Consider the following 13,712-nt stretch of genomic DNA (forward strand, 5'->3'; position numbering starts at 1 on the left):
CCCCGAGGCCCCGCCGCACCGGGGGAGCGGTGCGGCGGGGCCTCAGAGTTCCCATGGGGGGTGCGGGAGGGGTCAGGGGAGGTCGTGGACGTGCGGGCCGACCCCGTTCGACCAGGAATTGCCCGCCGTGGCGTCCCAGTTGGTGGACCAGGTCATCGCGCCCCGGATCGACGGATATGTCCGCGGCGGCTTGAACGAGCCGCAGTTCGTGCCGCGCGCCAGACAGTCCAGCGCGTTGCGTACGACGGACGGATCCACGTAGCCGGAACCCGCGCCCTGCGTGGAGGCCGGGGTGCCGATGCCGACCTGGGACGGGTCGAGCCCGTTCTCCAGCTGGATGCAGGCGAGGGCCGTGAGGAAGTCCACGGAGCCCTGTGAGTAGACCTTGCCGTCGCAGCCGAGCATGGAACCGCTGTTGTAGTACTGCATGTTGACGACGGTGAGGATGTCCTTGATGTTGAGCGCCGTCTTGAAGTATTCGTTCGACGTCGACTGCATGTCGATCGTCTGCGGCGCCATCGTGATGACGAGGTCCGAGCCGGCCTTGGACGAGAGCGACTTCAGCGCCTGCGTCATGTACGTGGAGTTGAGGCCGTTCTCCAGGTCGATGTCGACGCCGTCGAACCCGTACTCCTGCATGAGCGCGTGCACGGAGTCCGCGAACGCGGTCGCCGATGCGGGGTCGTCGACCGCAACGGCCCCCTTCTCACCGCCGACCGAGATGATCACGGACTTCCCGGCGTCCTGCTTGGCCTTCACGTCGGCCTTGAACTGGGCCTCCGTGTAACCGCCGAGCCCGCCCGAGTCGAGCGTGAAGTCCACGGCACCCTTCGTCGCCGTCGCGTCGGCGAAGGAGACCGCGATGATGTCGTACTGCGCGGGCACATCCGATATCCGCTGCACCGTCGCGCCGTTGTTGAAGTTCTGCCAGTACCCGGTGACGGCGTGCTTCGGTACGGCGGCGGCTGCGGGAGCCTCGGCGACATCGTTGTCCGCACCTTGTGCGTTCACGGCGAGCCCGGTCAGCGCGAGCGCCGCCGCCCCGCACGCTGCGACGAGTGACCGCCGCATGCGCCGGGAACGCCTGTGCCTGTGGGGGGAGTTGGTCATTGCTGCCTCCATGTGGGGGTGTGGGGGTGGAGGTGCGTGCCCGCCGCAATCTGGTTCAGACCAATGAGGTTGTCAAGACCTGTGGAAGCAGTCGGCGGCCGGCGCCGGAAGAGGCCGGCCGTCAACTCCCCGATCTTCACTCCCTGTCGATCAAGTTCCCACCAGGAGTTACGCCGATCCTGTGTTGAGCTGAGCATGACGTGGATATGGTGCTGATGCAGGGAAGACCACAAGTGGTCGGAAGTGATCGGGGGGATTGCTCATGCCGACTGTCATTGGCGTCACCGCACCCGACCTGATCCTGCCGCCGCCGGACCAGCACACTCCGCCGGCCGCGGTGCTCCAGACCCCCCAGGGCCGCACCACCCGCCCCCTGGAGGCATCACTCTCCGACATGCACGCGCTGCTCGAACAGCACGGGTATGTCATCGTGCTCTGTCCGGCCTCGCTCCCGGCCTCCGCGCTGCACCGGCTGCACACGGTCCGCAGCGTGCTCGAATCCGACCGCATCGCGCTGCTCGACCTGGACCTGCCGCCGCTCGGACTCTCGCTCCTGGCCCTGCAGTTGAGGCAGCTCTCGCTCTGTGACTTCAGCCCCGGGGTGCTCGCCTCGGCCGCCCGGCTGCTCTCGCACTACATCTACGCGGGCGCCGTCCTGAGCTCGGTCACGAAGCTTGACCGTGTCCCGGTCAGCCTCAAGCAGCACGCGAAGTCATGGGTGCCGGGCTCACAGTTCGCCGTCCTCGCCAACCCCAAGCCCCAGCTCATCCGGCTCGGCAGCGGCGGTCAGGGCGCACGGCTCGAACCGCCGCCTTTCGCGACACAACTCCTGTTCGCGAAAGGCCAATTGCAGACCGAATGGGTCACATCCACGCTGGCCCGCTCCTGGCATGTGCAAGCGATAGCGGAAGCTCCGCTTCCCGCGGAATCCGCGCGCTGGTGGGCCACCGGGAAGCTGATCGAATTCGCCGCCGCGATCCCCGACATCTCCGTGCTCTACCAGCTGGTCTCCTCCGTGAAGCGCGAGGAATGCCACTGGTGCGGGCTCGAACTCATCGGTGACCGCTGTGGTTTCTGTTCTTCTCCGCTGCCGGAAACCGAGAACCAATCGCGTCCGCAGGGTGTCCTCACCACAGGACACCAACGCAAAGCCATCAGTCCCTGAAAGAGCCTCCTGTATACGTCCCCACCTGATCGAGGTAGTCGGGCCCATGAACTCTCGTCAGCGCCGCGGTGTCATCCTGCTGCTCCTGTCGGTCCTGTGTGCACTCGGCGCCTTCGCCGGGGTGCTCTCGGTGATCCGCGACGTCAACTCCAAGGTGGGGCCGGAGGTTTCCGCGTATCGGCTCAAGGGCGATATCGCCCCGTACAAGGAGCTCGAAGCCGGACAGTTCGAGAAGATCAAGATGCCCGAGCGCTGGCTCTCCCAGAACGCTGTCACGGATCTCGCGGAGATACGGGGAAAGATATCGGTCACGCAACTGCGCAAAGGATCACTGCTGCAGTCCGACATGATCGTCAAGCGGCCCGAACTGGGCGACGGTGAGCAGGAAATCGCGATCATGATTGACGCGGCGACCGGTGTCGCCGGAAAGATCACACCAGGCTCCACGGTCAATATCTTCGCCACCTTCAAAGCCGCGAACGAAGGCGACAAGGACCAGTCCAAGGTCATCGTCCAGAATGCCCGCGTCCTCGACGTCGGAAAGCTCACCCCGCTCGAACCACGCGAGGACGACAGGTCCGGCCGTCCGGTCGACGCCGTGCCGATCACGTTCGCGCTCAACACCCTCGATGCCCAGCGCGTCGCCTACGCCGAATCCTTCGCTGAGCACGTGCGCCTCGCCCTGATCTCGCAGGGCGGCGACACCCCGGTGACCCCGGGCGACCGCAGCTACACCCTCGACGAGGACAAGTAGGGGGCCTTGTGACGACCCGCATCCTGCCGGCGGTGGGCGACGCGGACTCCGCCCGCTCGCTCTCCACCCTTCTGAGCCAACTCCCGGACGCGGAACCGGCCTTGCCGGTCCCCGACTCGACGGCCCTCCTCGACACCCTCGCGCGCCTGGCGGGCGAGTCCCTCGAAGAGCTCCCGGAAGTCGTCCTCGTCCACGAACGCATCGGCCCCGTCCCGGCCCTCGAACTCATCCGGGAAGTAGCCATGCGCTTCCCGGTCGTGGGCGTCATCCTCATCACCCAGGACCCGAGCCCCGGCCTGTTCTCGGCGGCGATGGACGCGGGCGCACGCGGCCTCATCGGTCTCCCTCTCGGATACGAGGAGCTGGCGGCCCGGGTCCAGACGGCGGCCTCCTGGTCCCTGGGCGTCCGCCCGCACCTGACCCAGGGCCCGGAGGCGTACACGGGCCCCGGCGGAACGGTCGTCACGGTCACGGGCTCCAAGGGCGGTGTGGGAACCACCCTCACCGCGGTCCAACTAGCCCTCGCCGCCCGCGCGTCGGGCCGCTCCGTGGCCCTCCTCGACCTCGACCTCCAGTCGGGCGACGTCGCCTCGTACCTGGACGTCCAGTTCCGCCGCTCGATCGTCGACTTGGCGGGCATCCCGGACATCAACCCCCGGGTCCTCCAGGACGCGGTCTTCACGCACCCCACGGGCCTCGGCCTCCTCCTCGCCCCGGGCGAGGGCGAGCGCGGCGAGGACGTCACGGACCGCGTGGCCCGCCAGGCCGTCTCGGCCCTCCGCAACCGCTACGAGGTCGTCGTCGTGGACTGCGGTACGCAGATGAGCAGCGCGAACGCGGCCGCCATCGAGATGGCCGACCAGGCCGTCCTGCTGGTCACCCCGGACGTGGTCGCGGTCCGCGCCGCCAAACGCATGGTCCGCATGTGGGATCGCCTCCAGATCCGCAAGGCGGAGGAAACGGTCGTGGTCGTCAACCGCCACACCCGCAACACGGAAATCCAGCCGCCCCTGATCGAACGCATCACGGGCACCCGAGTGGCCCGCACCGCGGTCCCCTCCAACTTCAAGGAACTCCAGTCGGCGGTGGACGCGGGCCGGATGCAGGACCTGGACAGCCGCAGCACGGTCAAACAAGCACTCTGGGGACTCGCAGGGGAGCTGGGACTCGTGGCAGCACCACCACCGAAATCCTCCCGCCTGACCGGCGACCGAGGCTCCATCGGCTTCGCCCGCCGCCGCCCCCGAGGCGACGACGGCTCGGTCACCCTCGAATTCGCGGGCATGGCCCCGGTCATCTTCGCGGTGATCGCGATCCTGTGGCAGTGCGTCCTGTACGGCTACACGTACTCCCTCGCCGGCAACGCGGCGGACGAGGGCGCCCGCGCGGGGGCGGTGGCGGCGGTCCGCGGCGAGGACCCTGTGGTCGCCTGCGAACGCGCGGCCCGCGAGAACCTCCCTGGCGCGTGGAAGGACAGCTTCGACGCGGGCTGCGGCCGCGAGGGCGACTTGTACAAGGCCAACGTTTCGGTCGACGTCCCGCTCTTCTTCCCGGGCTTCGACGCGGGCTGGAGCGTCGACGGTGAAGGGGGTGCGATATGGGAGGGGTGACAAATCCAGCCCCGTCGGCGTTTGAGGCGATCCGAACGAAGTTCGGATGCAGGGGCCGCAGGCGCCACGCACCCGCACTCAAAGACGACCGAGGCGCCGCCATCCTGGAGTTCACCGGCTTCCTCCCCACCCTCATCCTCGTCGCCCTCACCTGCATCCAACTCGGCCTGGTCGGCTACAGCTTCAGCCAAGCCGGCTCAGCAGCCCGAGCCGCCGCAAGATCCGCCTCCCTCGGCGAGAACCACGAACAGGCCGGCCGCCAGGCCATGAGCGACTGGCTCGCCGACGACGCCACGTTCACCCGAAGCGGCGGCGACACCGCACGCGTCCAAGTGACCGTCGAAATCCCCGAGTTGGTCCCGTTCATCGACATGGGCTGGCAAGCCACCCGCACCGTCACCATGCCGATGGACGACTGAACGAGGGGGCAACCCATGAGCCTGAAGTCACGCATCAGCACCCCCGAGGACAACGGCACGGGAGGCCGCGAGGACGACCACACCGTCGCCGTCTACCGCGGCAAGCTCCTGGAGGAGATCGACCTCGCGGAGATGTCCAGCCTCGCCGCGGGCGAGCGGAGGGCCCGCCTGGAGCGCGTCCTGGGCCACATCATCAGCCGCGAGGGACCGGTCCTCTCGACGACCCAGCGCGCCCAGCTGATCCGCAGGGTCGTCGACGAGGCCCTGGGCCTGGGCGTCCTCGAACCGCTCCTCGAGGACGCCAGCATCACCGAGATCATGGTCAACGGCCCCGACGCGATCTTCGTCGAACGCGCCGGACGCGTGGAGCAGCTCCCCATGCGCTTCGCCAGCAACGAGCAGCTGATGCAGACGATCGAACGCATCGTCTCGACCGTGAACCGCAGGGTCGACGAGTCGACGCCGATGGTCGACGCCCGCCTCCCCTCCGGCGAGCGCGTCAACGTGATCATCCCCCCGCTGAGCCTCACCGGCGCCACTCTCACGATCCGCCGCTTCCCCCGCGCGTACAAACTCAACGAACTGATCCGCATGGGCTCCCTCGACGAGCACATGCTGATGCTGCTCTCCAGCTTCGTCCGGGCCCGCTTCAACGTGATCGTCTCCGGCGGTACGGGCACCGGCAAGACCACGCTCCTCAACGCGCTCTCCGCCCTGATCCCCGACCACGAACGCATCATCACCATCGAGGACTCCGCGGAACTCCGCCTCCAGCAGGCCCACGTCATCAGCCTCGAATCGAGGCCGCCGAACGTGGAGGGCAAGGGCCAGATCACCATCCGCGACCTCGTCCGCAACAGCCTCCGCATGCGCCCCGACCGCATCATCGTCGGTGAGGTCCGCGGCGGTGAGACGCTCGACATGCTCCAGGCGATGTCCACCGGCCACGACGGCTCCCTCGCCACGGTCCACGCGAACAGTGCCGAGGACGCCCTCATGAGGCTCCAGACCCTGGGCTCCATGTCCACGGTCGAGATCCCCTTCGAGGCCCTCAAGGACCAGATCAACTCGGCGGTCGACGTCCTCGTCCAGCTGACCCGTTTCGCCGACGGCTCCCGCAAGATCACCGAGATCGCGCTGCTCGTCTCGCATGGCCGCGACGAGTTCAGCATCACGCCGGTGAGCCGTTTCGCCGCGCAGCCGATGGGCGCCGACCGCATCGTCCACGGCGTGTACGAGCACCTCCCGCTGCCCCGCCGCTTCGCCGACCGCCTCTATCTGGCGAGCGAGCCGATCCCCCCGGCCTTCGGTGTCACGGACGGCGGCCACGAGCTGACCAGCAGAGAGGCATCCGGCCGATGAACAGCCCCGTCCTCCTCGCCCTCGGCAGTACGTTGCTCTGCGGCGCCCTCGCCACCGCGGGCCTGCAGACGTACGCCTCGGGCAAGGCCCAGCGCCAGGCCCTGGTCGAACGGCTCTCGCAGACAGGCCACCACACGGTCGGCCGGCAGCGCCGTTTCACGGCGGTGGACCAGCGGCTGCGGCGCACCCAGCTCGGCCGCCGTATCCAGCTCAAGCTCTCCGCGACGGGCCTCGATCTGACCCCCGGCGAGTTCTTCGTCTACATGATGGTCACGGTCGTCGCGCTCTGGCTGATCGCGACGTCTCTCCTCGCCCCGTTCTTCGGCCCGATCGCGGGCCTGGTCGGCGTCTGGTCCGCGAACACCTTCCTCAACTGGCAGCGCCAGAAGCGCATCGAGGCCTTCATCAACCAGCTTCCCGACCTGGCCCGCCTCCTGGCGAACGGCACGTCGGCGGGCCTGGCCCTGCGCACCTCGCTCGCGATGGCCGCCGACGAACTCGAAGCCCCCGCGGGCGAAGAGCTCACCGTCGTCTCCAATCAGCTGTCGGTCGGCCGCAGCATCGACGACGCCCTCGGCGAACTCGCCGAACGCCTTCCGTCCCGTGAACTGATCGTCCTCGTGACGACCCTCGTGCTCTCCAACCGCGCCGGCGGCACGATCGTCGGCTCCCTCCGCAATCTCACCGAGACGCTGGAGGAGCGCAAGGAGACCCGGCGCGAGGTCCGCACGATGCTCTCCGAGGTCAACGCGACGGCCTTCACGATCCCGTGCCTGGGCGTCGGAGCGATGCTCATGCTGAACGCGATGAACGACGGCGCGCTCGCGAAAGTCACCGGCTCGCCGCTCGGCCAGGTCCTCATCCTCATCTCCCTCGGCCTGTACGCGGTCGGCTTCGTCGTCATCCGCCGTCTCGGCAAGATCGAAGTCTGAGGAGCCTGACCATGCTGGGACTCGGCCTCGCCGCCCTCGTCGCGCTCTCCGTGGCGGGCGTCTTCACGGGCGTCCGGATGTACCGCGCGGACGCCCGCCTGCCCGGCGACCTCGCGATCGCCCTCGAATCGGGCTCCTCCCGCGTCTCCGCCGCGGACTCGGCCATCGACCGCCTGGGCATACGGTTCGCCCCTACGGTCCTGCGCCTCATGGGCCCGAAGAAGGTGGACGCCAAACGCCGCAAGATCGACATGGCCGGAAACCCCGGCGGCCTCACCATCGACCGCTACGCGGCCCGCCGCGCGGTCTACGGCCTCTTCGGCGCGGTCTGCGCGCTCTCCCTCTTCGCCAACGGAGTGCCCGTCTTCGGCCTCCTGGCCCTGGCCTTCGGCCTCTTCGCCGCGGACGCCCTGATCTGGCAGGCCATCCGCGACCGCAAGGACCAGATCGAGCGCACGCTCCCCGACTTCCTCGACGTACTGGCCGTCGTGGTCTCCGCGGGCCTGGGCTTCCGCCAGGCCCTGGACCGCGTGGCGGAACGCTACGAGGGCCCCTGGTCCGACGAACTCCGCATCACCCTCCGCCAGATGGACATGGGCGTCTCCCGCCGCGACGCGTTCGAGCAACTCCGCCGCCGCAACGCCTCCGAACAGGTCTCCCAGTTCGTCACGGCCCTCCAACAGGGCGAGGAACTGGGCGCCCCCATCGCGGACACCCTCATCCAGATAGCCAACGACATGCGCCGCACCGACGCCCAGAACGCCCGCCGCAGGGCAGCGAAGACCATCCCGAAGACCACGATGGTCACCCTCATCTTCATGGTCCCGGCCACGCTGATCCTCATCGTCTGCGGCATGTTCCTGGGCTCGGACACCGACTTCGGTTCGATCCTGGGGGGCTGATGCCGGTGCCGACGCTGCGCGCGCATTTTTCCCCCACCCCGCCCCTTCCCGGCAGTGACATTTGCGGCTCCGCCGCGTGGGGGGGCTTCGCCCCCAGACCCCCTTATCGCGCTGAACGCGCTCGTCCTCAATCGCCGGACGGGCTCAATAGAGCCCGTCCGGCGATTGAGGACATCTTTCAGCCCGGCCGGCGTTTGAGGCCTGCGACCGAAGGTCGCATCGGGGTCCGGGGCGGAGCCCCGGGAAACGGTGAAAGGGCGGGGCGGGGAGAAAAGAAGGGAGGCGCGCCCACATGGACCGCAAGACGGTGAGCTTCCAGGACCAGGCAAGGCGTGCCGCAAACCAAGCCGGACACCACCCCAGCGGCGCAGCCCTGAGCGGCTTCCGTCCGGCACGGACAAGGCAGCCAAGACCAGCCCTGGTCCAAAGCCACCCCCAACTGGATGCACCCCAGGGCGCGTTCGCCCAGGACGAGCCCACCCCCAGCCTCCCCATCCAACTGAACGCCCTCCAGGCCCTGTGCCGCCAAGTCTTCGGCTTCCGCCTGGCCATGATCACCCTGGGCGCCCCCTTCGCCCTGGCAAGGGCAGAGGGCCAGGTAGGCAGCTGGCTGATCGGCAGCGCCGTAGTGGTCAGCCTCATGGGCTCCTACGCGATGCTCCGCGACTGGGAGACCCTCGGCCCCCTGGTCCTGAAACACAAATGGCTCATGGCCATAGACATGACCTTCGGAGCGGTCCTGCTCCTGACCGCATCCCCGGACTCCCCCCTCGGCTACGCCACCGTCTGCACCCCTCTCCTCGGCGGCCTCCTCTACGGCTGGCGAGGAGCCGCCCTCTACACAGCGGCCCAGATCCTGTGCCTCGCCGCCGCGTACACGGCCTGGGCCGACGCCACGACAACCCCGGCCAGCACCACCCTCATCTCCGGCTTCTGCGTCGCCGCGGGCATCATCGGCGTCACCTTGCGCAACCTCATGTTCCGCTTCGGCGCGGCGACCCAGGCCCTCAGCGAGGCCACGAGCCGGCTCGCCGTCACCGAGGCCGTCGAACAGGAACGCGCCCGCCTGGCCCGCGAGATGCACGACTCGGTCGCCAAGACCCTGCACGGCGTCGCGATGTCCGCCGACGCCCTCACCCAGAGCGCCGACCGCATGGACCCGCTGACCGTCCGCCACCAGGCCGGCATCGTCGCCCGCAGCGCCCGCCGCGCCGCGGCCGAGTCCCGCGAGATCCTCTCGGACCTGCGCCGCCGGGCGGACTTCGCCGAAGGCCAGGACCAAGGCCAGGGCCACACCCCAGGCGTGGACGTCGCCGACGAACTCCGCGCCCGCGTCCAGGACTTCACCACCCGCACCGGCGTCCACACCGACCTGACCACCCGCGACGCCCCCGCCCCCCACCTCCCGCACGCCGTCGCCCGCCAGCTCCTCACCATCGCGAGCGAGGCCCTGGAGAACACCCACCGCCACGCGCACGCGAGCCACGTCACCGTCGAGTACGGCGTCATCGCGCACGAACTGCTCCGGCTCTCCGTGCAGGACAACGGCAAGGGCCTGCCCCCGGGCACCGACCTCGAAGAACTCCGCAAGGCAGGCCACTTCGGCCTCGTCGGCATGGTCGAACGGGCCGCGGGCATCGGCGCCCGCATCCGCATCGGCCGCGGTACGGCCCGTACGGGCACCGAGGTCCGCCTCGACATCCCCCTCGGCGCCCTCACCCCTCGCACCTCCGCCCACCCGACCGCCCCCCACCCGTCAGCCCCCCACGCCCCCGCACCGCTCAGCTGACGCAGACCTCAGAGAGGAGCCCGCTCATGCCGGAAGCCACACCGTCCCCCAGGCACACTCCTACGGGCGCGTCCTCGCACCACGTCTCCACCCACACCTCGTCCCACACCTCGGCACCCCACTCGGACCACACCCCGCCCCAGATCCCGCTCCCGCCGCAGGCCCAACTCCCGGCCCCGCACGACCCGTTCGGACCGGTCACCCACCAGGCCGCCACCGCCGCCCTGCGGGTCGTGGTCGCGGACGACAACCCGGTCGTACGGGCCGGGCTCACCGCACTCCTCGGCGGCCGCGACGACCTCCAGGTGGTCGCGGAGGCCGCCGACGGCCGCCAGGCCCTGGCCGTCGCACAGCAGCACCGCCCCGACGTGGTGCTCCTCGACGTCCGGATGCCCGGCGTGGACGGCATCTCCGCCCTCCCGTACCTCGTCCAGGTCGCACCCGTCCTGATGCTCACGTACAGCCGCGAGTCGGCGATCGTCCAGGAGGCCCTGCGCCTGGGCGCGGGCGGCTACCTGGTCCACGGCGAGTTCACCGCCGACCAGCTCGCCGACGCCGTACGGGACATCAAGGCGGGCCGCGCCCACTTCACGGCCTCCGCCCAGGATGCCCTCCTCGCGCATGTACGGGGAACGGGCACCGAACCGCCACCGGGAGCCGCCCCCGGCCTCCCCGACGGACTCGGCCGGGTCTACGAGACCGGAATCCCCTTCACCGGAACGAGCAAAGTCCCCGGGATACCCGTCCAGCCCGCCCACCCCGCCACCGAGGCACACGGTCAGCATCCGGCCATTCCAGGACCACCTGTCTCGGAACCGCCCTTCGCAGAGCAAAGTCTTTCGCAAATGCAATCGCCTGTGTCACAGTCCTTTAGGTCCGGATTCGGCCTGAGCGCAAGGGAGGTGGAGGTCATGGACCTCATCGCGACCGGCATGAGCAACCAGCAAATAGCCGCCACCTGCTTCATCAGCGAGAAGACGGTCAAGAACCACATCAACCGCATCTTCGCAAAGCTGCACAGCACGAGCCGCAGCGAAGCGATCGCTGTCTGGCTGGGGACGGTGCGGCGATGAGGACGCGATGCAGTGAGCTGACCCCGAAGGCCCAACTCGGGCTTTGGGCCCGGAGTTGGGCCCACGGGCCCTCCGGTGGGACCCCTGTCCCGGCATACGTTTCTCGTGTCGAAGGCGGCACCGGCCAGGAGGAAGCCGGTTCTGGTTTCGACCTCAGCGAGAAGGGTGAGTCGGCCGGCACGCGGTCGGCCGGATCCGAAGGGGAACCTGATGTCGAAGCTCTACGTGAAGTGGCAGACCCGGGTCATCGAGCGGATGCAGGGGGAGAAGGCGGACGAGGGTGCGGGGTTCGTGGAGTACGCCGGTCTGCTGGTTCTGATTGCGTCGATCGTGACGCTGGTGATGGGTCTGGGCCTGGACAACACGATCTCGACGGCGATCGACACGGCCGTTCAGACCATCACCGGCGGGTGACCCTCTCGCGTCTGCGCAGCGACAAAGGAGCGACCATCCCCCTATTCGTCTGGGTAGTGGGGATGGTCCTCTTTGCTGCGTTCGTCTTCTTCGTCTTCGCCAAAGGGGCGGTCGCACGGAGCGGTGCTCAATCCGCTGCGGATGCGTCCGCCCTCGCTGCCGCTCAGGATGTTCGCGACGAGTTAAGGCTGGAGTTCATCGCCGGACTGCCAACTGGAGTGTGGGTGTTGCCTCTTGAAGGCAAGATTCCGTCGCCCGGCAACGGGATTGCGGGTGCCCAGCGTCTCGCTGCGGAGAACGACTCCCGACTGCTGGGAGTGAACCCGACGTTCGTCCGGGGAGACCTGGCCTACGAGGCCCGGATCGAGACCAACTACACGGTCGGCGATTCGCTCGTACCTGGCACAGAGGACACGCGGGCCAGGGCGGATGCCACGGCCGTGATCGAGCCTCGCTGCAAGATGCTGGCCAACGTTCCGGGACAGACCATCGAGTTCACCTGCGACGGCAGCGGCCTGTGGGTTATAGATCCCAAGACGTTCAACGCCGGTGATCTGCCCACGGCCAAAGAGCTCTACGAAGTCAACCTGGCGGAATGACGAGAGAAGGAAGCTGTTCCGATGAGCAAGCGGTACACCATGAAGGCCCGCAGGGCGTTGACCGCAGTGGCGATCACAACCGGTTTGGTTTTCACGGTTGCCGGCTGTGGCGGGGATGACGGTGGGGGCGACGACGCCAAGGCGTCGGAGTCCAGCCCCGCCAAGAATGACAAGAGTGACAAGCCGAAGGAAGAGCCGGAGGCTCCGGCCGAGAGCGAGGTTCTTGCCGAGGTCAAGGGTGGGCAGAACATCACGCTCTCGTTCAACTCTGTCGTGCGCGATGAGGGCGGCTTCCTCACGGTGACCGGCAAGGTGAAGAACGATGGTTCGGCACGCTGGATCGCCGGTGACTGGCGGGGCGATGAGAAGGAGTTGCAAAGGAACGCAGCTTCCATGGCGGGCGCGACCCTTGTGGACAAGGCTGGCAAGAAGCGGTATTTCGTCCTCCGGGATACCGAGGGACGCTGTCTCTGCACGAAGTTCACGCCGCTCAACAGCGGTGAGGAGCGGACGTGGTACGCCCAGTTCCCCGCACCGCCGGACACCGCGACCAACGTGACCTTTCAGATCGCAGACATGCCCCCGGCCGAACTCGAAATTTCCGAGGGCGAGTGACCCATGCGAAAGGCCACTCTCACCGTCGCAGCTACGCTGCTGACCACGCTCACGCTCACGATCGGTACAGCCCATGCTGACGACGAGCCCAGTCAGCCACCGGGCTCCACGACCACCAGTCCACCACCCGAAGTGGACGCCAACTCGCCCAACCTGAAGCTGGAAGACGGCGCAACGCTCGCCCCCGCCAAGGTCCTCGACATCAAGTCCGTCGTAGAAGACCTCGGCGGCGAGGAACGCCGCGAGGACACCAACTCCGACGTCAAGTTCGCCCTCCAGGCCGAAGTCCTCTTCGGCAAGGACAGCGCGAAGCTGAACCCGGACGCCAAGTCCCGTATCCAGGCCATCGCCGACGAGATCGACACCCAGGGCGCGACGAAGGTCCGCGTCTTCGGGTTCACGGACAACCTCGGCTCGTACGCGCACGGCAAGACGCTCTCCAAGAAGCGCGCCGACGCCGTGCACAACGAGCTGTCCAAGTCCCTCGGCGCGGAGATCACCTTCGAGGTCCGCGGGTACAGCGAGGACTATCCGATCGCGTCCAACTCCTCGGAGGAAGGCCGCAAGAAGAACCGTCGCGTGGAGGTCTCGTTCCCCCGTGGCGAGTCGGCGGACTCGGCCGGCTAGCACCCACTCACGCGTCCGGGCCGGGCTCTCCGACGGAGGGCCCGGCCCGGACGGGTGACGTCAGGCGCACCGAGGTGAACTCGGCGACCAGGTAGGGGGCGCCTCCGCGCTGCCCGCCTCAAGCGTGCGGCTGATCCCCGCTACAGCAGGTGATCGGCTTTGCCCGCCTTGATGTCGAGGATCATCTGACGCAGCGCGTCCCGGCTGTCCTGGAGATACGTCTCTTCGGCCCCGGCGAGCGAGATGTAGCTGTTGCCTTCAGGGTCGGTACCGAGGCGGAAGCAGGCCGAGCCTTCCGCACAGAAGGGCTCTTCCCAGGTGATGTCGGCCATCGTGATCCC

The 13,712-nt window shown here is 68.4% G+C and carries 15 protein-coding genes; 13 read left to right on the forward strand and 2 right to left on the reverse strand.

Annotated features, from left to right (window positions below; genetic code table 11):
• Positions 1-72: 72 nt before the first annotated feature.
• Positions 73-1,110 (reverse strand): chitinase, encoded by a 1,038-nt coding sequence (locus ACIBI4_RS10040; RefSeq protein WP_399203175.1) that lies wholly within the window; start codon positions 1,108-1,110, stop codon positions 73-75.
• Positions 1,111-1,372: 262 nt separating this feature from the next.
• On the opposite strand from ACIBI4_RS10040, the gene ACIBI4_RS10045 reads away from it, so the two are divergent.
• From ACIBI4_RS10045 to ACIBI4_RS10105, 13 genes are all read left to right on the forward strand, one after another.
• Entirely contained in the window at positions 1,373-2,275 is a 903-nt protein-coding gene (locus ACIBI4_RS10045) for a hypothetical protein (protein WP_399203176.1), read from the forward strand.
• Between the two features lie 46 nt (positions 2,276-2,321).
• On the forward strand, positions 2,322-3,029 hold the full coding sequence (gene cpaB / locus ACIBI4_RS10050) for a Flp pilus assembly protein CpaB (protein WP_399203177.1): 708 nt from the start codon (positions 2,322-2,324) through the stop codon (positions 3,027-3,029).
• Positions 3,030-3,037: 8 nt separating this feature from the next.
• On the forward strand, positions 3,038-4,639 hold the full coding sequence (locus tag ACIBI4_RS10055; protein ID WP_399203178.1) for an AAA family ATPase: 1,602 nt from the start codon (positions 3,038-3,040) through the stop codon (positions 4,637-4,639).
• Complete coding sequence (locus ACIBI4_RS10060) at positions 4,636-5,058, forward strand: TadE/TadG family type IV pilus assembly protein (RefSeq protein ID WP_399203179.1); 423 nt, start codon at positions 4,636-4,638, stop codon at positions 5,056-5,058. The genes ACIBI4_RS10055 and ACIBI4_RS10060 overlap by 4 nt, the downstream gene beginning before the upstream one ends.
• 15 nt (positions 5,059-5,073) lie before the next feature.
• On the forward strand, positions 5,074-6,420 hold the full coding sequence (locus ACIBI4_RS10065) for a CpaF family protein (RefSeq protein ID WP_399203180.1): 1,347 nt from the start codon (positions 5,074-5,076) through the stop codon (positions 6,418-6,420).
• A complete protein-coding gene (locus ACIBI4_RS10070) occupies positions 6,417-7,352 on the forward strand; it encodes a type II secretion system F family protein (protein ID WP_399203181.1) in 936 nt (311 codons plus the stop codon). The genes ACIBI4_RS10065 and ACIBI4_RS10070 overlap by 4 nt, the downstream gene beginning before the upstream one ends.
• Positions 7,353-7,363: 11 nt before the next feature.
• On the forward strand, positions 7,364-8,254 hold the full coding sequence (locus ACIBI4_RS10075; RefSeq protein ID WP_399203182.1) for a DUF5936 domain-containing protein: 891 nt from the start codon (positions 7,364-7,366) through the stop codon (positions 8,252-8,254).
• Between the two features lie 550 nt (positions 8,255-8,804).
• Positions 8,805-10,043: a sensor histidine kinase gene (locus ACIBI4_RS10080; protein ID WP_399203183.1), complete on the forward strand. Its 1,239-nt coding sequence runs from the start codon at positions 8,805-8,807 to the stop codon at positions 10,041-10,043.
• A gap of 26 nt (positions 10,044-10,069) precedes the next feature.
• Positions 10,070-11,116: a response regulator gene (locus tag ACIBI4_RS10085; protein ID WP_399203184.1), complete on the forward strand. Its 1,047-nt coding sequence runs from the start codon at positions 10,070-10,072 to the stop codon at positions 11,114-11,116.
• 210 nt (positions 11,117-11,326) lie between these two features.
• Positions 11,327-11,530: a hypothetical protein gene (locus ACIBI4_RS10090; protein WP_399203185.1), complete on the forward strand. Its 204-nt coding sequence runs from the start codon at positions 11,327-11,329 to the stop codon at positions 11,528-11,530.
• The gene (locus ACIBI4_RS10095) at positions 11,527-12,129 is read left to right on the forward strand and encodes a pilus assembly protein TadG-related protein (RefSeq protein WP_399203187.1); all 603 of its coding nucleotides are present in this window, start codon (positions 11,527-11,529) and stop codon (positions 12,127-12,129) included. Before ACIBI4_RS10090 ends, ACIBI4_RS10095 begins: the two co-directional genes overlap by 4 nt.
• Before the next feature lie 21 nt (positions 12,130-12,150).
• Positions 12,151-12,744 carry a hypothetical protein gene (locus ACIBI4_RS10100; protein ID WP_399203188.1) on the forward strand — a complete coding sequence of 198 codons (594 nt, stop codon included), beginning with the start codon at positions 12,151-12,153 and terminating at the stop codon, positions 12,742-12,744.
• A 3-nt stretch (positions 12,745-12,747) separates the two neighbouring features.
• Positions 12,748-13,371, forward strand: a complete 624-nt coding sequence (locus tag ACIBI4_RS10105) for an OmpA family protein (protein ID WP_399203189.1) — start codon at positions 12,748-12,750, stop codon at positions 13,369-13,371.
• 140 nt (positions 13,372-13,511) lie between these two features.
• Here ACIBI4_RS10105 and ACIBI4_RS10110 read toward each other — a convergent pair whose 3' ends face one another.
• On the reverse strand, positions 13,512-13,703 hold the full coding sequence (locus ACIBI4_RS10110; RefSeq protein ID WP_399203190.1) for a hypothetical protein: 192 nt from the start codon (positions 13,701-13,703) through the stop codon (positions 13,512-13,514).
• Between the last annotated feature and the right edge of the window lie 9 nt (positions 13,704-13,712).

Origin of the sequence: Streptomyces sp. NPDC050418, assembly GCF_044458745.1 — a bacterium.
GTDB lineage: Bacteria > Actinomycetota > Actinomycetes > Streptomycetales > Streptomycetaceae > Streptomyces.